Origin of the sequence: Mesorhizobium sp. B2-1-1 (assembly GCF_006442975.2) — a bacterium.
Lineage (GTDB): Bacteria > Pseudomonadota > Alphaproteobacteria > Rhizobiales > Rhizobiaceae > Mesorhizobium.
Map to the genome: position 1 here is coordinate 5,492,097 of NZ_CP083954.1, position 19,569 is coordinate 5,511,665.

Genomic DNA, 19,569 nt, shown 5'->3' on the forward strand with positions numbered 1-19,569 from the left:
ACCTCCGGCATGTGTTCAGGCCACGTCGAAAGCGGCCCGGACGAGCCGTTCGGTGTAGGCGGTCTTGGGATTGGTGAGGACCTCGTCGACAGGTCCCTGTTCGACGATCTTGCCGTGCTGCATGACGATGACGCGGTGACACAGAGCGCGCACCACCTTGAGATCGTGCGAGATGAAAAGATAACTCAGGCCACGCTCGTCCTGCAGCCTGCGCAAGAGATCGATGATCTGCGCCTGGACGGAGAGGTCCAGCGCCGATGTCGGCTCGTCGAGCAGGATGAATTCCGGTTCCAACGCGATGGCTCGGGCGATGGCGACGCGCTGCCGCTGTCCGCCGGAGAACTCGTGCGGAAATCGCGAAAGGATGTCGCCCGGCATGCCGGCGCTGACCAGCGCCTCGCGCACCCGCTCGACCCGCTCGCGCCGCGTCGCTCCGATGCCGTTGACGATCAGCCCTTCCTCGATGATCTGCCCGATCGTCATGCGCGGGTTGAGCGAGGAGAACGGATCCTGGAAGACGACCTGCATGCGCGATCGCAGCGGCCGCATCTCGGCCCGTGACAGCCCATGGATCGGCTGGCCGTCGAAACGGATCTCGCCGCGCTTGGCATCGATCAACCTGAGCAGGCACTGGCCGAATGTGGTCTTGCCGGAGCCGGATTCGCCGACCAGTCCCAGTGTTTCGTGGCGGCAAAGCTTGAGATCGAGATCGTCGACGGCGACCAGCTCGCGCCAGTCGGGTTTGAGGAAGGTGCCGTGACGCAGCATGAAGCAGACGCGCACCCCGTTCGCTTCGAGGATGGTGCCGGAGCCCTCCGGCAGCGGTTGTGGCCGCCCGCGCGGTTCGGAGGCGAGCAGTCGTTGCGTATAGGGATGCTGGGGATCGGAGAACAGACGTTCGGTGACGTTATGCTCCCGCATCTCGCCATGCTGCATGACATAGACGTAGTCGGAGAATTTGCGCACGACCGTGAGGTCATGGGTGATCAGGATCACCGCCATGCGCAGCTCTTTCTGCAGATTGCGGATCAGGTTCAGGATCTGTGCCTGGACGGTGACGTCGAGCGCCGTCGTCGGTTCGTCGGCGATCAGCACGTCGGGATCGTTGGCCAGCGCCATGGCGATCATCACGCGCTGGCGCTGGCCGCCCGAGAGCTGATGCGGATATTGCTTGAGCCGCGCGACGGGATCCGGGATCTGGACATGCTGCAGGAGTTCGAGCGCCCGTGCCCAGGCTTGCCGCCGGCCGACCTTGCGATGAACCCTGATCGCCTCGACGATCTGGCTGCCGATCGTATAGATCGGATTGAGCGAGCTCATCGGCTCCTGGAAGATCATCGAGATGCGGTTGCCGCGCAGCTTGCGCCGGGCGCTTTCGGGGAACTTCAGGATGTTCTGCCCATCATAACAGACGGTCGATCTCGGTGAAACGGTGGCGCGCCGGGACAGCAATCCCATGACGGTGCGCGCCGTCACCGATTTGCCGGAACCGGATTCGCCGACGATGGCGATCGTCTCGCCGCGATAGAGCTGGAACGAGACGTCCTTGACCGCCTCGACGGTGCCGTGCTCGACCTTGAAGGCGACCTCGATGTTGCGGGCATCGATCACGGGTTCTCCCTGGCGTCCGTCATGGTCGTGCCGGACGGAAGGTGCGAAGGGTTCGGCGAGCGCGAGCGTCATCCCAGCCACCTCAATAAGGATCGACGGCGTCGCGCAGGCCGTCGCCCAGCGCGTTGAAGGCAAAGACGGTGACCAGCACGAAGCCGACCGGCGACAGGATCCACGGATAGGTGCCTATGACGGAGTAGGTCGCGGTGTCCTGCAGCATCAGCCCCCAGGAGATCAGTGGCGGCTTCACCGCAAAGCCGAGAAAACCGAGGAAGGATTCGAGCAGCACAACGGTCGGGATCGCCAACGTCACCGCGACGATCACATGGCTCATCACATTGGGGAAAATGTGCTGCATGATGATGCGCCGGTCGGTGGCGCCCACCGCCATGGCGGCGCGTACGTATTCAATGCGCGCAAGCGCCAGCGTCTTGCCGCGCACCTCGCGCGACATCTGCGCCCAGCCCAGCGCCGACATGACGATGATGACGAAGGCGAGGAAGACGTTGGTGGGCGCGGTGACCGGGATCAGCGTCGTCAGCGCCAGATAGAGCGGCAGCTGCGGGAAGGCCAGCACGAGTTCGACGAAGCGCTGCATCCAGACATCGAACCGACCGCCGAAATAGCCGGAAGCCATGCCGACCGTAGTGCCGATGACGGTGATGATGAAGACCACCGTCAGCGCGATCATCAGCGAGACGCGCGAGCCATGGATGGCGCGCGAGAGCACGTCGCGTCCGAACTTGTCGGTGCCGAGGAAATGCACCGGCTGGCCGTCCATCGAACCGAAGAAATGCCGGTTCGCCGCAATGAGCCCGAAGAGCCTGTAGGGCGCGCCCTCGACGAAAAGGCCGAGCAATCTTGGATGATCATAGTCGGGACCGACGATGGGCTGAAAGGTGACCGGATCGAGATCCGCCGAATCCGCCAGCGCATAGACCCTGGGCCGGGCGACGAAATCGCCGTCCCTGTCGTGGAAAGCAGGCAGTTGCGGCGGCGCGAAGGCGACATCGGTCACCTTCGGGTCCATCGGCGCCAGGAACTCGGCGAATACCGCCATGAGGATCAGCAGCACGACGAGCCAGAACCCCGCCATGCCGGTCCAGGAGCGCTTCAGCCGGCGCCAGACGAGCGCGGTGTAGCTCTCGTTGCCGCGCGCGGGTCTCTCGACGGGTCCTTCGGCCGGCAGCGGCGGTGGCGATGTATCGCGGGCCAACATCTAGCTCTCCCCGAACTGGCGCACGCGCGGATCGAGCAGGACCAGCAACATGTCGGCGATGATGTTGCCGACGATCAGCGTCGCCGACAGCACCATCATGAAAGTGGCGGTGACATAGACGTCGCCGACCGCCATCGAGCCGACGATCGCCGGGCCGACGGTCGGCAGCGCGAAGATGATCGCCGTCTCGATTTCGCCGGTCAGCATGTAAGGCAGCACCACGCCCTGATACATGACCAGCGGATGCAGCGCATTGGGCACGGCGTGTCGCATGACGACGGCGCTGCCGGTCAACCCCTTGGCCTTGGCCGTCTCGACATATTGGGCGTTCAGCGTGTCGAGCAGATTACCGCGCATGACGCGCATGTTGTAGGCGAGCCCGCCGAAGGTGGCGATCGCAACCACCGGCCAGACATGCTTGACCAGATCGAGGAACTTGGCCCACGACCATGGCGCGCCGCCATATTGCGGCGAGAAGAAGCTGCCTATCTCCGAGACGTTGAACTGGAAGACCAGGAGATAGACGATGATCAGCGCCATCAGGAAGCGCGGCACCGTCATGCCGAGGAAGGAGATGGCCGAAAGTGTCGAGTCGATCCAGGTGTATTGCCGGGTCGCCGCCCATATGCCGAAGGTGATGCCGAGCACCGAGGCGAGCAGATGGCACACAAGCGCCAGGATGAGGGTGCGCGGCAGGCGCTCGCCCACAACGTCGGCCACCGGCTTGTTGTAGTAGAGGCTGTAGCCGAAATCGCCGCGGGTGACGATGCCGCCGATCCAGTTGAGATACTGGACGGGCAGCGGCTTATCGAGGCCATGTTCGATCCGGTAGGCGTTGGCCTGCGCGTCGGCTTCGGCGAAGGAGGCGCCGCCCTGGTTGATCAGCTGCGAGCGGATGTAGTCGGCATAATCGCCGGGCGGTGCCTGGATGATGGCGAAGGTGACGAGGCTCAGTATGGCAAGGACCGGGATTGCCGACGCTATGCGCATGAACAGAAATCGCAGCATGGACGGTCCGCTTCCTCGTCTTGCCGATCGCGTCCTTTTGGTGCGTTCGGAGGTTGCCTTTGTCCGGCCGCGCCAGCGGCGCGGCCGGAGGTCTCAGTCAGGGGAGGTAAACTTACATCGGGCCCTTGTCTCCAGGCTTGCCGGGCAGCTCTTCCGGGAACAATTCGTATTTCGCCTGCTTGTCGGCCGCCACGAAGACCCGTTCTCGAATGATCGAATCCTCTGCCCAGTTGAACATGTAGATCGGCGTGCCCTTTGGAACGTTGGAGAAGCGCTTATTGACGATCAGCGCACCGGGATATTCCGTCAGGCCGACATTGTAGACGTGCTCCGTCGAAATCTTCTGGAAGTCTCTCATGAGGGCGGCGCGCTGGTCATTGTCCTCAGACGTGACAAATTTGTTGACGATGTCGACGAGGTCCTTCTCGAAAGGCATCAGGTCGACCTCGCCGCTTTCAGGTGCGCGGTGATCCCAGCTGGTCTTGGGGCCGACGGGAGCGAGCTGCACGGTGTTCTGCACGACGGAGGTCAACTCCTGGTCGTTGCGCCGGATCAGCCAGTCGAAGCGCCCGGAATATTGCGAGGCATCGCGCTGCGTGCCGTTGAGACCGTTGAGCACGATCCGCAGCCCGAGCTTCTCCATCTGGGCGACAACGCCTTCGGCGAGGCTCTTGTCGGTGCCGTAGTCATTGTTGACCAGCATGACGATCTCGACATTCTTGCCGCCGGCCGTGCCGGCCGGGAAGTTCACGAAACCGTCGCCATCGGTATCCTTGAGTCCGGCCTTGGCGAGTTCGGCCTTGGCGCCCTCGAGGTCGAAGGGATAGTAGACCGTCGACTTGCGGTCATAGAAGCTGGTGCCGGAGGACAAGCCGCCGGGGTAGATGGCGGTGAACGGCCCCTTGACCAGGGAGTTGCCCAGCGCCTTGCGGTCGAGCGCCATGGTAACCGCCTTGCGGAAATCCTCATTGCGGTTCAGCTCGCGAATCGCCTGACCGCGCTCGTCCGGGTTGCCCCAGCCATTAGCGGAAAAATTGAGGCGCAGATTATAGCCGATCAGCCGTGGACCGAACGCCAGGCGTGCAGGCGCATTCGCCTCCGCGGCCCGCTTCAGCGAGGCGACGAAGTTCTCCGGCTGCTCCAGATTGGAGAAATCGCCCGAGCCGGCCACCGCCTGGACATCGCGGTCGGCCCAGGTGGACAGCTTGTAATGTAATTCGTTGAGGTAGGGCAGCTGATTGCCCTTCTCATCGACCTTCCAATAATAGGGATTGCGGCGCATGACGATGATGTCGTCTGGCCGGTATTCAACCGGCACCCAGGCGCCCATGACCGGCATGTTCATATATTCCGGCGGGAAGGCGTTCTTGAACTGGTCGTAGGTGTTCTTCGAATATTTCGGATGCTGCGGCTTCAATATGTGCGCGGGGCCAGGACAGAAAGTGCCGTAGGCCATCGCGTAGAGATACTGTTTCGGGAAGGCTTCCTTGAAGGTCCACTCGACGGTGTAGTCGTCGACCTTCTTGAGCGTGGTGCCGACGCCGAACGTTTCCTGGGTGGCGCCATTGAGCGGCGAGACATTGGGATCGACGACCTCGTCGTCCCAGTAGAACATGACGTCGTCTGAGTTGAAGGGCGCGCCGTCGGACCATTTGGCACCCTCGACGAGGTGCATGGTGAGCTTGTGGCCATCCGCCGACCAGTCCCAGCTTTTGGCGAGGTTGGGCAGCGGTTCGGTGTCCTTGGCCTCGACCTGGAACAGCGGCGCGGTGCGCGTCAGGCATTCGGACAGGCCGATATCGATGCCGCCCCATCCCTGCGTCTGACCGGCGCCGTAGTTCCAGCCTTCCGGCCGCCCGCCGATAACATGGCGCATTGTATCGCCGTAGACGCCGATGCCATCAGGCATGTTGCCCGTCTTGAAAACCAAGGGCTCCTTCGGCAGCCTGTCTTTCACCGGCGGCAGCTTGCCGGCCTTGACGTATTTCTCGGTCACCCAGTCCGGCTCGTGATAGTCGGGCAGCGCCTTGAACTCCAGGATGGACTCGCGCGGCACATAAGTGATCTTGCCTTCGGCCGGAAACGCCGCCGGTACCGGCGGGACCGTCGGCTCGGAGGCGAAAGCGTTGAGCGCCGGGACGGAGACGCCCAGCGCCAGTCCCGCGACCATGCCAATGCTGCGTAGGTTCCTCATTGTCTCCTCCCTCGTGTTCGGACGTTTTGTTTTGCTGCTGCTCGTCTTCTGCCCGGACGGCGACCGCGGCGGACCTGTCTCCCGCAGGCCCGTCGCCGCCACCTGGGTTTTCAGCCGGCCTGCTTCAGCGCGGCCTTTTCGGCGCGCAACTCCTCGATCGAGCGGACGCTGCGCCAAGCGGCGCCCGCCCATTCGCGGGTCTTGACCCTGGATTTCGACAACCTCTCTTTTGCCGCCGGAACGGCGTGCGCATATTGCGGCAGCCAGGCGGCTTCAGCGACGACCATTTCGTCGACCATCTGCCAGACCTCCTCCGGTGTCGATACCGCACCAACTAGCGGGTCATGCAGCACGGCAAGCTTGAGCAGGTCGATGTCGCCGGATATGGCGGCATGCACCGACATGCGCTGGACATTGATCGAGGATATGCAGGTCGCGGCACATGCTTCCGGCAAGGTGATGCCGGCCGCCATGTTGATGCCGAAGCGGTCGACGAAGCCGGGCGATTCGACGATGGCGTCCTGCGGCAAATTGGTGATGACACCGTCATTCTTGACGTTGAAGTGGCCGCGATAGACGCGGTTGGTCTCCAGCGCCTCCAAGATGTGGCTGGCATGCTCGTTGGAGCGTTTTGACGGATCGATCGGCTTCGACGCCGCTTCGAGGAATTGCGGATATTCCGTCTCGAACCAGTTGCGGGTCTCGGTGGAATAACGGAGATAGCCGCCCGTCTCGCCATGGATCCAGTCGGACATGTCGATCCAGCGGGTGATCTCGTCCGGGCGCTTGCGGTACCAGGGAAGATACTCGGACAAATGGCCGTTGCTTTCGGTCGAATAGACGCCGAAGCGCTTCAACACGTCTATGCGCAGCTTTTCCTGCCTGGAATAGACCGGGTGAGCCTCGAAGGCGGCGACCAGCTCGTCCTTGCCGATTTCGCGCCCGTTCAGGCGCAACTCGATGAACCAGGTCTGGTGGTTTATGCCGGAACAGACATAGTCGAGCTCCCGAGGTGACTTCGCGCCCAGTACCTCGGCGATCTGCTCGGCGCCGTGCTGGACCCCGTGGCACAGCCCGACCGTGTCGACCTTGCCGTACTCGATCGCCGCCCAGGTGTTCATCGCCATCGGGTTGGCATAGTTGAGGAATTTCGCATCGGTCTCGGCGACCTCGCGTATATCCTTGCAGAAATCGAGGATCACCGGGATGTTGCGCTGGCCATAGAGGATGCCGCCGGCGCAGATCGTGTCACCGACGCATTGGTCGATGCCGTATTTCAGGGGGATCCTGATATCGTCGGCATAGGCTTCGAGGCCACCGACCCGCACACAGCTGATGACATAACGTGCGCCCTCGAGCGCCTTGCGGCGGTCCGTCGTCGCCGTCACCGTGGTCGGCAATTTGTTGGCCTCGACGATCCGGTCGAGGATCGCCTTGATCATCTGGAGATTGTGCTCGCTGACATCGGTCAGCGCGAATTCGATACCCTTGAATTCCGGCACGCACAGTATGTCGGTGAACAGTTTCTTGGTGAAGCCGACGCTGCCGGCGCCGATAATAGCGATTTTGAAACTCATCACCTTCACCTCGATCCGATCGGATGCTAGGCAAGGAGCAGCAAGGGAGGATATGGCCACACGCCAAGGCGCGCGTGCCAATCGAGCCGAATTCCGGCTTTTCTCCTCCCGCCCGCTCCTCGACTGCGGGTTCTTCACGTTCTTCGAGGATGGATTATGCGCTTATTCGCGAGCGCGGCCAGAGAAGGATTATGCTTTCAAGGGTAATTTTGTGCTGCGGGATCTGATCGCCAACGGACAGTCGATGCGCACGATCTCGCTGCCGCGCGGTCGCCAGCGCCTGCATGCCATGCCGACGAGCACCGGCTACGAAGTGCGCGAAGGCGAAATCTATGATTGGGACGGGCGCAAGCGCGGCCAGACGCCATTCACCGTGCTCCAGCACACGATCAACGGAAGCGGCCGGCTTCGCTATGAGAACCGCGACTATCGCCTGCAGCAGAACGACACGCTGCTGGTGCTGGTGCCGCACAACCACCGCTACTGGCTGGCCAAGGACGAGCGCTGGGAATATTTCTGGATCTCGATGAATGGCGAGGAGGCGCTGCGCATCCACAAATCCATCCTCGACGTCTCGGGTCCCGTGTTCCGGCTGCAGCCGGAGACGATCGATCACCTCGCCGATTGCAGCCTGCGTCTCATCAACGGGGCCGCTGCGCCGGGGGCGGCTTCGGCGATCGCCTATGAGGCGGCGATGGCGCTCTACGACGATGTCTTCGGCTCACATGCCTTTGCCGAGAAGCAGAGCGCCATGCAGCCGGTCATCGACCACATCAACGCCAATCTCGACAGGCCGCTGCCGGTAGCGGACCTCGTGGCGATCAGCGGCCTCAGCCGGGCGCACTTCTCGCGCTGCTTCGCCGAGAGCGAAGGCATCCCGCCCGCGGAGTTCGTGCTGCAGCAGCGGCTGCAACGCGCCGCCAAGCTTTTGACCAAGGCTGACTTCCTGCCCGTGAAGGAAGTCGCCATCCTGTGCGGCTTCGAGGACGCGAACTATTTCTCGAAGGTCTTCCGCCGCTGTTACGGCATTAGCCCGGGCCAGTTCCGCACCACCGGCATGTATGCCAGCATGAGGGTTCCGGCCAGGCGCGACATCAGGGTGTCCGACGACGAGACCTGACCCCGTCGCCGTCCAGCGCAGCCTTGCATGACATGCACTACGCCGCTTGCCGGCTGCCGCCGTCCAGCCATTGGAGATCGGCAGGTGAAAGCGCGATGTCGAGGGCGCGCAAGCTGTCGTCCAGTTCGCCCAGCGTGCGCGGGCCGATCAACGGCACCGATGGGAAAGGCTGGTTGAGCACATAGGCGAGCGCAACATGGATCGGGCTCTTGCCCAGCCGCGCGGCAAGTTCGATCGCCCGGTCGCGGCGGCCGAAATTGCGCTCCGAGTACCAGACCCGCACCAGCTCTTCATTGTCGCGCCGGTCGCGCCCGGCGCGTTCGGTGAAGAAGCCGCGCCCTTGGCTCGACCAGGCGAAATTCGGCATCTGCCGGGCGGTCAGCCAGGCTTTCCAGTCATCGGTGGAGGAGGTCACGCAACCGGCCCAGATCGGCTCCAGCATTTCGGCCAGCGAGAAGTTGTTGGAGAGCGCGCCGGGCTTTTGCTTGCCGGTGCGCTCGGCATAGGCGATCGCCTCGTCCATGCGCTGCATCGTCCAGTTCGAGCCGCCGAACGGGCCACGGATGCGGCCTGCCTTGATCTCGCGGTCCATCGCATCGACGAATTCTCCGACGGGCACGTCCGGATTGTCGCGATGCATGAAATAGATATCGACATGGTCGGTCTGCAGGCGGTCGAGCGACTGGTCGAGCTGCTTGCCGATCACGTCGGGATAGCAGAGCGGGGAATGCGCACCCTTGGCGATGACCACCGATTGCTCGCGCACGCCACGGTTCTTCAGCCATAGCCCAAGCAGCGTCTCGGTGTAGCCGCCGCCATAGACATAGCCGGTGTCGAACAGATTGCCACCAGCCTCGAAGAAGGCATCGAGCAGGATCGAACCCGAGGAGAAAGTGCGGAAATCCTCGAAACCGAGCGCCACGATCGAGGCCGGCTTCGACAGGCCCGGAATGGCGCGTTTGGCGATCGCCGTGCCGCCGGATCGCAAGGGCCGGTCGGCGATGGTGTTGGTGCGTCGCGAGGCCTTTTCGATCTCGTACTCCAACCCCACAGCCGCGCGCCATCTGTCGAGCACGCGCAAGGTGCCGAGGCTGTCGGCCCAGGCCATGCCCGGCCAGGCGAACTCCTGCCGGCCGGCAAGGATGGCGTCCCCGGCGGCGTCGACTTCGAAGGAATAGACGTGACGCTTTTCGTTCACGCTGATGGTTTCGCGCACGCCGTCCGCGCCGATCACATCGATCCGGCCGAGGCCGACATCGCGGTCGCCGCCGGCGAACCAGAAATCCGGCACTTCGATGCGGCCCCTGGTGCCGAAAATCCTGAGCACATTGTCCTGGTTGAGGGAGATGCTGCAGGAGACCTCGGCGACGATGCCGCCCGGGAAATGCAGCAGCGCGGAGGCCCATTCGTCGACGCCGGACTGGCCAAGATGGGCAACGCCGGTCACCTTGTCCGGCTCGAGGAACGGCTTGCCGGCCGCGGCGCCGGCAATCAGCCGCGCCATCGAGACGGGATAGCCGCCGACGTCCAGGATGCCACCGCCGGCGAGGTCGTTGGCATAAAGCCGGTGCTGCGGCATGAAATCAGGCATGGCAAAACCGAAGCTCGACTTGATCATCCTGATCTCGCCGATGACGCTGGATTTGATCAGTTCCACCAGCTTCAGCGTCTGCGGGTGCAGCCGGTACATGAAGGCCTCGCCGAGAAAGGTGCCGGCCTTGCGCGCCGCATGCATCATGGCGTCGGCCTCGAAGGCGGTCAGCGCCAGCGGCTTTTCGCACAGCACATGCTTTCCCGCGTCCGCCGCCCGGATCGCCCATTGCGCGTGGCCCGGGTGCGGGACCGAAATGTAGATCGCGTCGATTTCCGCGTCAGTGAGCAATGCTTCGTAGCCCTCGAGAATGCGCGCGCCGGGAAAGCTCTGCGCCAAACTCGGCTTGCCCGGATCGCGCGCACCGATGGCGACCAGCTTTCCGTTGCGGGAGCCGGCGACGCCGCCGGCGAAGGCCTTGGCGATGCTGCCCGGGCCGAGAATGCCCCAGCGGATGGGCGTGGTTGCAGTCATTGTCATTCTCCTTGCGGGATGGGAAAGGGCAGCCGATCAGCGCAGCCGCAGCCCTTTTTCGTCGAACAGGTAGGATTTGCGGATGGATACGATGATCTCTGATGTCTCGGGGACCTTGGCCGCGTCGCGCTGGATCACCACGTCCTCGCCATTGGCCGTTCTGGCGTAGAGAAAGCTCGTACCGCCCAGGTGCTCGACCACATCGATGGTGACGGCAAGATCGGCGTCGCCTTCTCCGGCGCTGCCAAAATGTTCGGGTCGCACGCCAACGATGACCTTGCTGCCGATTGCGGACGCGGCGCCCTTCAACGGCTGCGTGATGCGGGTCTTCTCCTGGCCAGCGAGTTCCACCACGACGCCGCGCGCATCGCAGCCGACGACGCGGCCCTTGATGAAATTCATCTTCGGCGAGCCGACGAAACCGGCCACGAACTGATTGTCGGGATTGTCATAAAGATCGAGCGGGCGGCCGATCTGCTCGACATGGCCGCCGCGCAGCACGACGATCCGGTCGGCGAGCGTCATCGCCTCGGTCTGGTCGTGCGTGACATAGACCATGGTGGTGCCGAGCTCCTTGTGCAGGCGCGAGATCTCGACCCGCATCTGGACGCGCAGTTCGGCGTCGAGGTTGGACAGCGGCTCGTCGAACAGGAACACCTGCGGCTCGCGCACGATGGCGCGGCCGATGGCAACGCGCTGGCGCTGGCCGCCGGAGAGTTTCTTCGGACGGCGCTCCATCAATTCGCTGATGCGCAGGATCTCGGCCGCCCGTTTCACCCTGCGGTCGGTGTCGGCCTTCGGATTGCCGGTCATACGCAGGCCGAAGGAAAGGTTCTGTTCGACGCTCATATGCGGATAGAGCGCGTAGGACTGGAAGACCATGGCGATGCCGCGGTCGGCCGGCTCGACGTCGTTCACCACCTTGCCGCCAATGGCGATCTCGCCATCGCTGATATCCTCCAGTCCGGCGATCATCCTGAGCAGCGTGGACTTGCCGCAGCCAGACGGGCCGACGAACACGACGAACTCGCCATCCCTGATGTCGATGTTGGCGCCATGGACGACCTCGAAAACGCCGAAGCGCTTGACGACATTCGTGAGCGTGACGGTTGCCATGCCTACCCTTACTTGACCGCGCCGGCGGCGATGCCGGCAATGAAATGGCGTTGCAGCAGCACGAACACGATCAGCATCGGCACCGTCAGCATTACCGCGCCCGCCATGATGCCGCCCCACGACACTTTGGTGAGGCCGATCAGCGTGCCGAGCGCCACCGGTGCGGTCATCGCGCCGGGCTGGCTGTTGATCAAAAGCGGCCAGAGATAATTGTTCCAGGACGCCAGGAACAGGATGATGCAAAGGGCGGCCAGCATCGGCCGCGCCAGCGGCAGCGCGATGAAGACGAAGATGCGCCACTCCTTCACGCCTTCGACGCGGGCGGCATCGAACAGGTCATCGGGCATCATGGAAAAGCTCTGGCGCATGAACAGCACGCCCAGCGAATTGAACAGCGGCGGCACGATCAACGCCACCCAGGTATTGGCGAGCTTGAAATCGCGCGCCACCATGATGAATTGCGGGATCAGCACCACCGCATAGGGAAGCGTGATGGTGCCCAGGATGATGGCGACGACCAAGCCCTTGCCGACGAACCGGTAACGCGCCAGCGCCCAGCCGGCCATCGACGTCAGCAGCACCGACAGAAAAGTGTAGGTGACCGCCACCGAGACGGAGATGAAAATCGCGCCGACAAAGTCGGTGTCGCGCTGCAGGTTGTTGAAATTGTCCACGAAATTGCCATGCGGCAGCAACTCGATGCCGGGGCTGAAGATGCCGTTGTCCGGCATGGTCGAGAACACGACCATCATCCACAGCGGAAACAGCCAGATCAGCGCCAGTGGCGTGAGAAAGAGATGCAGCAAAAGGCTGCGCTTCAGCCTGGCCGAGGCGAGCGAGCTCATTTCGGTTCCCTCGTCAGCCACAGTTGCACCAGCGTGATGGCGATCGCCAGCCCCGCCATGGTGTAGGCGACGGCCGAGGCGTAGCCGAAATTGAGCGACCGGAAGCCCTGGCGATAGAGCAGCAGGCCGAGCGTCTCGGTGCCGCCGCCAGGTCCGCCGCGTTCGGTGATCAGGAACGGCTCGGTGAACAGCTGCATGGTGCCGATGATCGACAGCACGGTGCAGAACACGATGACCGGCTTCAACAGCGGCAAGGTGATGAAGAAGAACTGCTTGAGCTTGCTGACCCGGTCGAGCGTCGCCGCCTCGTAGACGTCCTCGGGGATGGATTGCATGCCGGCCAGAAGGATGATGGCGTTGTAGCCGGCCCAGCGCCAGGTGACCGCGATCATGATCAGCGCCATGGCCGGGGTGACATTGGAGAACCAGTCGATCTTTGGCAGCCCGACGCTGTTCAGGAGCTTGTTGATGATGCCGAAATCGAGGTTGAACATCAGCCGGAACACCGCGGAGTAGGCGACCTCGCCGACCACCACGGGAGCGAAGAAGGCAAAGCGGTAAAGTCCCCTCGCCCTCAGGAGCGGCGAATTCAAAAGCACGGCCATCACCATCGCCAACGCGATCATCACGGGCACCTGGATGACGAGGATGAGCAGCGTGTTCTTCAGCGCATTGAAGAAGGCCGGATCGCCGATCAGCCGGCCCCAGTTGAAGCCGGGTGCAAAGCGCCATGGCACGGTGCGCGTCGCCTGGAACGAGATCAGGAACGAAGAGATGATCGGCCATACCCAGAAGACGGAGAAGATCAGCAAATAGGGCGCGAGGAAACGATAGGCCGTGGCGTTGCGGTTGCGCATCGTGCTCCTCCTTCTCTCGTCGGCGTTTCAAGCTGTGGTCCCGCGCGCAGCGGCAACCGGTTGGTCGGGACATGCGACATTTCACACGTCCCGCGAGGAAGCCCCGCGGGCCGCGGTCGGGTCCGGGCGGCGCATGCCTGCCCGGACCCCGTCTGGGAGGTTATGACTTGACCGGCAGCCCGGTCGCCGCCGCGATCTGGCTGGCGGCATCGTCGAGGGCTGCCTTGGCGTCGGGATAGCCGCCGGCGAGATATTTGGTCTGCACGGCGCGCATGATGATCTCCGCGTCGCTCTGGAACTGCGTGCCGCGGCTGGGGACGATCTTGGGCAGAGTGGCGAGGATGTCTTTCCACACCGCCTGGCCGCCCCAATAGGGCAGGCCGTCCGAGACGTAAGGGTCGTTCAACGCAGACACCAGCGAGGGGACGAGGCCGAACTCCTTCAGCATGGTGATCTGGCCCTCATTGGTTTCGAGCGTGTATTTCAGGTACTCGTAAGCCGCTTCCTTGTTCTTCGACCCCGAAGTGATGGCCAGCGACGAGCCGCCGAGATTGGCGGCGCGTGGCCCATCGGCGGTAAGGCTCGGCATCAGGTAGACGCCCCATTTGCCGTTTTCGCCAGCCGATTCGGTGCGGATGGTGCCTTCATACCAGCCGCCATAGACCTGGGTGGCAACGGTGCCGGCGGTGTTGTTGGTGATCTTGGTGCCCCAGTCGGCCGAGGAGATGATGCCGGCGTCCTTCATCTCCTTGATCTTGGCCAGCGTATCGATGCATTTCGGCTGGTTCACCGTGATCGACTGGCCATCCTCGGAGAAATAGCCGCAGCCTTGTTCATTGGAGATCATGCGGAAGAATTCGGTGTCGCCGTTGAAGTCGGCGTTGGTCATGGTGACGCCGGGATTGGCGGCCTGGATCTTCTTGCCGGCGGCGATGAAATCGTCCCAGGTCTTGATCGACGCCGGATCGACGCCGGCCTTTTGGTAGAAGTCGCGGCGGTAGAAGGCGGCGACCGGGCCGGAATCCCACGGCATCGCATAGGCCTTGTCGCCGACCTCGAGCTCGGTGCGCTTGAAATCGGGGAATTTCGCCTGGTCCTCGGCGCTGTAGCCCAGCGTGTGCAGGTCGACAAAGCAATCGGGAAATTGGCTCCAGTAATTCTCGGCCTCGCCGTTCTCGATGGTAACGACATCAGGCAGGCCGACGCCACCGGCGGCGCATCCGGCGATCGATTTGTCATAGGTCGGCTGGTTGCCGAGATCCTGGACGGTGACCTTGATGTCAGGATGCAGCTTGTTGAACCCGGCAATCGTCGCCTTCAGCGACGAGGCGGCGATGTTCCAGCTCCAGATGGTGATTTCGCCCGATTGCGCGAAGGCCGGGGCTGAACCCAAGGCAAGCGCGAGCGCGGCGCAGGACAGTGTGATGCGCATTGAAATCCTCCCATTTCATTTGCTCTCTCTGCGAGCCGGGCTAGACTATGCGGCGCGGAAGGCTTGTCCCCGACAAAGGGAATACGAAATTGGCGGAAAGTAAGATGCCGGACCGGCCGTTTTACCAGCCTGGCGCCAGCAGCGTGGAAGGAATGCCGCTGCTGTTGCAGATGTTCCACACCGCTCCCCTGGTGATGCTCAAGCCGCATTGGCATGCGCAGGTCGAGGTGAACTTCATCGTGCGCGGCAGCGTGCATTACCGCATGAACGACCACGAAATCTCGCTTTCGGCCGGTGAGATGTGTCTGTTCTGGGGCGGACTGCCGCACCAGATGGACGATTTGAGCGACGACGCCATCTATGCCGGCGCGCATCTGCCGCTGGTGCATTTCTTCCGGCTGCATCTGCCGGCTGACATACGTCACCGGCTGATGACGGGTGCCACGCTGGTGACCAGCGCCACCGATCAGTCCGACAACGATAATTTCCACCGCTGGAACCGCTACGCCCGCTCCGGCGACCCGGCCAAGGCGGAGCACGCCGTCAACGAACTGTTGCTGCGGCTCGAGCGGGTGCGGTTCGAGCCGTACAGGCTGGTGCCGGAAAATGCGGCCGGACAGGAAGCGGGCAGTCCGTTCGACCAGCAGTCGTCGCGCAATGTCGGGCGCATGTGCGATTTCATCGCCGAGAATTTCCTCTACGACATCGATTGCATGAACATAGCGGCGGCCGCCGACCTCCATCCCAAATACGCCATGAGCATCTTCAAGAAATCGACCGGCATGACACTCAACGAATATGTCAACCTGTTGCGGCTGAGCTATGCGCAGGCGCTGCTCATGCACCAGGATGCCAATGTGCTCAGGGTCGCGATGGATTCGGGCTTCGGTTCGCTCAGCGCCTTCAACAAGTCGTTCCGGAAGCTCGCCGGCATGACACCTACGGATTTTCGCAAGGGATTGGCGGGCGCCAGATAGCGGCGGCGTGGCGCGGAAACCAGCGCATCGGGCGGCACTTCTTTTCCTGCCGGAAATCCACATCTGGGCGCTGGACAGGCCGGATTCCCATGCTATAACCCACGCGCTTTCAAGGGACGCCCACGGCGCTTCCATGAAATCCGGAGCGCGAGTTTTCGTTAGCCGGAACAGGCCCAGATAGCTCAGTTGGTAGAGCAGCGGACTGAAAATCCGCGTGTCGGTGGTTCGAATCCGCCTCTGGGCACCATTTCACTTTCCCATCGCTTCTCACGACGTCTCACCAGTCAATACAAATCAATGACTTAGCCCAGTTTGGCGGTTTATGGTGACCCACCGCGTACCGTTGCAACGCATCGGTTTGTGGGTAACGATTTCGGCGTTACCCATTACCCGGGAGGTCCGTTACCCATGTCTCTCTCTGACTTCGCCTGCAAGAACGCTAGGCCCAAAGACAAGCCGTATCGTCTTGCGGATGGCGACGGGCTTTATCTCCTCGTCCGCACCAACGGCTCCAGACTCTGGCAACTGCGGTACCGCTACCTGGAGAAGGAAAATATACTCTCCTTTGGAAAATACCCGCTGGTGTCACTTCTCGACGCGAGAGGAAAGCGCGACGACGCCAAGAGGCTGTTGATCGCCGGCATCAACCCCTCCATCAAACGCAAAGAGGAGAAGACTGCCGCCATCACGGAAGCACGCACCACCTTCGCCTTGGTCGCCGAGGAGTACGTCACGCGGATGGAGGAACGGGATGCTGCGGCGGCTACCATCACCAAAACCAAATGGCTCCTGGAAGATCTGGCTGGCCCACTCGCCAAACGCCCTATTAACGAGATCACTCCAGCCGAAATTTTCCAACTCCTCCAGAAGATCGAAAAGAGTGGTCGAAGAGAGACAGCGCGGCGTTTACGCGGCGTGATAGGCAGCGTCTTCCGCTTGGCCATTGTCACCTTACGGGCAGAGGCCGATCCAACCCTACACCTCCGGGGCGCTCTCCAGCCGCCAAAAGTCAACGGTCGTGCCGCTATCACCGATGAAAAGAAATTCGGCAAGCTCCTGATGACGGTCGACGAATACGACGGCTGGCCAACCATCAAAGCCGCCCTCCAGTTTCTCGCCCTCACCTGTGTCCGTCCCGGCGAAGTACGGGGCGCCACCCGCGACGAGTTCGACCGAAAGAAGGCCGTCTGGCATATTCCAGCTGAGCGCATGAAGATGCGTGCTCCGCACGACGTACCACTGTCCAAACAGGCGCTTTCGGTTTTGGAAGGGGTCTGGCAGCTCTCAGAGGACGGCGGCCTGGTGTTTCCTTCGATCCGCTCCACAAAACGGCCGCTTTCCGAGAACGCCATGAACGCTGCGCTACGACGTATGGGCTACGGAAAGGACGAAGTGACCGCCCATGGTTTCCGGGTGACCGCCAGCACCATCCTCAACGCCCGCGACTACGATCCAGACGTGATTGAAGCTGTCCTGGCGCACCAGGACAGGAACGCCATCCGGCGGACCTACAACCGAGCGACCTATTGGGAGCAGCGGGTCACGCTAATGCAGGAGTGGGGAGATCTGCTAGACGCGTTGAAGGCGAACCATTAGTCTTAAACGCATTCCACGATCGGATCGCTGTTTTCCGTGTTGGCGTTGACCGCTGCCGATATAGGTACTTGAGCCGTTCACCCGTGCGCCTCCAAGGCCGCGACGAGCTTGGTTGCTTCTTTCCGATGCCGCGCCACATCCGCGCGGGTAGCAGCCCGGTTTAACCGGTAGGCCGGCAGATCGCCAGCAATCGCCTTCAGGTCGCGCAGAACGGACACGATGTGCGGCCATGGAAAATCCGTCGGGTCGCCAATGTCCCGGTCGGCTCCGACAATCATTTCCAGTTTTGCCACGATACCCACGAGAGACTGAGCCGCGACGTTGGGAATCGCATCCTGAAATCGGAGTGCCTCGGTCATCGCAAACACCTCGGCCTCGCGAACCACCGCATATTCCGATCCTTCCTCCGACGCGGCCACCGAAGTTCGACGCGTTTTCTGTTGTCCATCGGTCAATACCGGAATTCCGGGATTGACCATCATTCGCGTCTCCAACCGCTGCTGCACCCGACACAGCACCAGCGACACGTGCCGAGCGCGGTGCCAGTCGGCCCACAAGTTCAAAGCGGGATCGGGAGAGTTCCCGATAGAGACTGCAATTTGGCGAAAACCATTCATTTCGGATGACCATTTGCGTTGACGACGGGGTTTCCCTCCATAGCATACTGAATGACGAATAGGAACTATCGTTCCTGGAATGATCGTTCCATTCCCGAGTTATCTCTTGGGATGGACCTCAAGGAAACCTTGGCTATCAATTTACGGCGGGCAAGAAACAGCCGACATCTAACGCAAGAGGAATTGGCCGAGCGATCAGGCCTGAGCGCGCGCTATATTGGAGCGATTGAACGCGCCAGTGTATCGGCCAGTGTCACGGTTCTCGGCCGGATCGCGGACGCGCTCGGAATGGACCCAGAAGCCCTGATCCGCGCGTCGAACAAGGGGTGTTGAAGTAAGGCGTGCGCAAAGCCGCATGCGAGCTCGCCCTTTAGGAACACCGTAGCGCGGGCGGCGGTGCGCGTCGGCTTCGGGCTCATCTTGGTTGGTCGAAGATTGAGATGTGCGATAGCAAGAACTACCGTTGATTCGCTCATGCCAGACAGCGGCTTCGCGCCCCCAAATCGGACTGTCAATCGATCGAGGTCTCCGACGCCGAAAGGCAGCACCGATCGACCGTGGTGCCTGCCGCCCTCAAGACAACGAATGCGCTCCTGAAGCGCGTCCAGAGATGCAGGAGGGTCAAGACCGAAGCATGAAGTCGCGGTATGCTGCCGAAAGAAACGCTGCCTCTAGATGTCCGCCTCGTTCGGAAATGCGGACATGCTGCGTTGCCGAAGGTTCAGGAAGTCGAACGAACCCGGGGGGACTTGATGCCCTTTGGGGGCTATTCGAACCACGCCACACGGTCGGCGACCGCGCTTGCGGCTCCTCCGGAGGCGGCAAGACCATGAACGGTTTCATAACTTGGTTCTTGCGGACTCCCACCACATTTCCAGTGAGTCGCGGACATTTCGCGACCTCTCGATGACCGCGCATTCATGGAAATCCACGACTACGTGAACCATGTGGTCGCCAACCATCCTGGAGGTAATCGTCACCTCGGTCTTACCCTTCAATGGAAAAAACTTGTCGGGCTTCACACGGAATCGCCTGCACTGGTGTTCAACCAGAGCCTTGACCTTCTCATAGTCGATCTCGGGACGCGCTGACGATTTGGCGAGATCCTGCTTTTCAAGCAGAGCGGCAACCGATCCAAAACGTTCAGTGAATTTGCGTCTCAAGAGTATTGAATTGAGTCCGTGTTCAGCTGCGATCTCCTCTACTGCAGCGCCAAGCTCACACCCGCTTTCAACTTCGCCCCGCAAATCAGCAAGGGCATCTTCCAGTGCATTGGTCATCCGGATTGCCTTTGATTATGACAGCATCTCAAACACTGTCTCGCTTATCTCGCGC

The 19,569-nt window shown here is 62.0% G+C and carries 16 protein-coding genes and 1 tRNA gene; 5 read left to right on the top strand and 12 right to left on the bottom strand.

Features of this window, described 5'->3' with window-relative positions:
* Window positions 1-15 precede the first annotated feature (15 nt).
* The 5 genes from FJ972_RS26740 to FJ972_RS26760 all read right to left on the bottom strand — a co-directional run bounded on the left by FJ972_RS26740 (window position 16) and on the right by FJ972_RS26760 (window position 7,609).
* A complete protein-coding gene (locus FJ972_RS26740) occupies window positions 16-1,683 on the bottom strand; it encodes an ABC transporter ATP-binding protein (protein ID WP_140501033.1) in 1,668 nt (555 codons plus the stop codon).
* Between the two features lie 10 nt (window positions 1,684-1,693).
* Window positions 1,694-2,830 (bottom strand): ABC transporter permease, encoded by a 1,137-nt coding sequence (locus FJ972_RS26745; protein ID WP_140525558.1) that lies wholly within the window; start codon window positions 2,828-2,830, stop codon window positions 1,694-1,696.
* The gene (locus tag FJ972_RS26750; protein WP_140525557.1) at window positions 2,831-3,838 is read right to left on the bottom strand and encodes an ABC transporter permease; all 1,008 of its coding nucleotides are present in this window, start codon (window positions 3,836-3,838) and stop codon (window positions 2,831-2,833) included.
* Window positions 3,839-3,950: 112 nt separating this feature from the next.
* Window positions 3,951-6,032 carry an ABC transporter substrate-binding protein gene (locus FJ972_RS26755; RefSeq protein ID WP_140525556.1) on the bottom strand — a complete coding sequence of 694 codons (2,082 nt, stop codon included), beginning with the start codon at window positions 6,030-6,032 and terminating at the stop codon, window positions 3,951-3,953.
* A 110-nt stretch (window positions 6,033-6,142) separates the two neighbouring features.
* Window positions 6,143-7,609, bottom strand: a complete 1,467-nt coding sequence (locus FJ972_RS26760) for an alpha-glucosidase/alpha-galactosidase (RefSeq protein ID WP_140525555.1) — start codon at window positions 7,607-7,609, stop codon at window positions 6,143-6,145.
* Between the two features lie 211 nt (window positions 7,610-7,820).
* On the opposite strand from FJ972_RS26760, the gene FJ972_RS26765 reads away from it, so the two are divergent.
* Entirely contained in the window at window positions 7,821-8,729 is a 909-nt protein-coding gene (locus FJ972_RS26765; protein ID WP_181165447.1) for an AraC family transcriptional regulator, read from the top strand.
* A 37-nt stretch (window positions 8,730-8,766) separates the two neighbouring features.
* On the opposite strand, the gene FJ972_RS26770 is transcribed toward FJ972_RS26765, so the two are convergent.
* The 5 genes from FJ972_RS26770 to FJ972_RS26790 all read right to left on the bottom strand — a co-directional run bounded on the left by FJ972_RS26770 (window position 8,767) and on the right by FJ972_RS26790 (window position 15,044).
* Window positions 8,767-10,794, bottom strand: a complete 2,028-nt coding sequence (locus FJ972_RS26770) for an aldo/keto reductase (protein ID WP_140525554.1) — start codon at window positions 10,792-10,794, stop codon at window positions 8,767-8,769.
* A gap of 36 nt (window positions 10,795-10,830) precedes the next feature.
* Complete coding sequence (locus FJ972_RS26775) at window positions 10,831-11,910, bottom strand: ABC transporter ATP-binding protein (protein ID WP_140525553.1); 1,080 nt, start codon at window positions 11,908-11,910, stop codon at window positions 10,831-10,833.
* Between the two features lie 8 nt (window positions 11,911-11,918).
* Window positions 11,919-12,755 (bottom strand): carbohydrate ABC transporter permease, encoded by an 837-nt coding sequence (locus FJ972_RS26780; RefSeq protein ID WP_140513329.1) that lies wholly within the window; start codon window positions 12,753-12,755, stop codon window positions 11,919-11,921.
* A complete protein-coding gene (locus FJ972_RS26785; RefSeq protein WP_140525552.1) occupies window positions 12,752-13,612 on the bottom strand; it encodes a carbohydrate ABC transporter permease in 861 nt (286 codons plus the stop codon). The genes FJ972_RS26780 and FJ972_RS26785 overlap by 4 nt, the downstream gene beginning before the upstream one ends.
* A gap of 160 nt (window positions 13,613-13,772) precedes the next feature.
* Complete coding sequence (locus tag FJ972_RS26790; protein WP_140525551.1) at window positions 13,773-15,044, bottom strand: extracellular solute-binding protein; 1,272 nt, start codon at window positions 15,042-15,044, stop codon at window positions 13,773-13,775.
* Between the two features lie 104 nt (window positions 15,045-15,148).
* On the opposite strand from FJ972_RS26790, the gene FJ972_RS26795 reads away from it, so the two are divergent.
* The 3 genes from FJ972_RS26795 to FJ972_RS26805 all read left to right on the top strand — a co-directional run bounded on the left by FJ972_RS26795 (window position 15,149) and on the right by FJ972_RS26805 (window position 17,617).
* The gene (locus tag FJ972_RS26795) at window positions 15,149-16,021 is read left to right on the top strand and encodes a helix-turn-helix domain-containing protein (protein WP_140525550.1); all 873 of its coding nucleotides are present in this window, start codon (window positions 15,149-15,151) and stop codon (window positions 16,019-16,021) included.
* Window positions 16,022-16,192: 171 nt separating this feature from the next.
* Window positions 16,193-16,268 (top strand) — tRNA-Phe (locus FJ972_RS26800).
* A gap of 161 nt (window positions 16,269-16,429) precedes the next feature.
* Window positions 16,430-17,617, top strand: a complete 1,188-nt coding sequence (locus tag FJ972_RS26805) for a tyrosine-type recombinase/integrase (RefSeq protein WP_140525549.1) — start codon at window positions 16,430-16,432, stop codon at window positions 17,615-17,617.
* A gap of 77 nt (window positions 17,618-17,694) precedes the next feature.
* Here the strand turns inward: FJ972_RS26805 and FJ972_RS26810 are convergent, their stop codons facing one another.
* On the bottom strand, window positions 17,695-18,099 hold the full coding sequence (locus FJ972_RS26810) for a hypothetical protein (protein ID WP_140525548.1): 405 nt from the start codon (window positions 18,097-18,099) through the stop codon (window positions 17,695-17,697).
* A 246-nt stretch (window positions 18,100-18,345) separates the two neighbouring features.
* On the opposite strand from FJ972_RS26810, the gene FJ972_RS26815 reads away from it, so the two are divergent.
* A complete protein-coding gene (locus FJ972_RS26815; RefSeq protein ID WP_140525582.1) occupies window positions 18,346-18,567 on the top strand; it encodes a helix-turn-helix domain-containing protein in 222 nt (73 codons plus the stop codon).
* Between the two features lie 506 nt (window positions 18,568-19,073).
* On the opposite strand, the gene FJ972_RS26820 is transcribed toward FJ972_RS26815, so the two are convergent.
* Complete coding sequence (locus FJ972_RS26820) at window positions 19,074-19,514, bottom strand: hypothetical protein (protein ID WP_140525547.1); 441 nt, start codon at window positions 19,512-19,514, stop codon at window positions 19,074-19,076.
* Window positions 19,515-19,569: the final 55 nt, after the last annotated feature.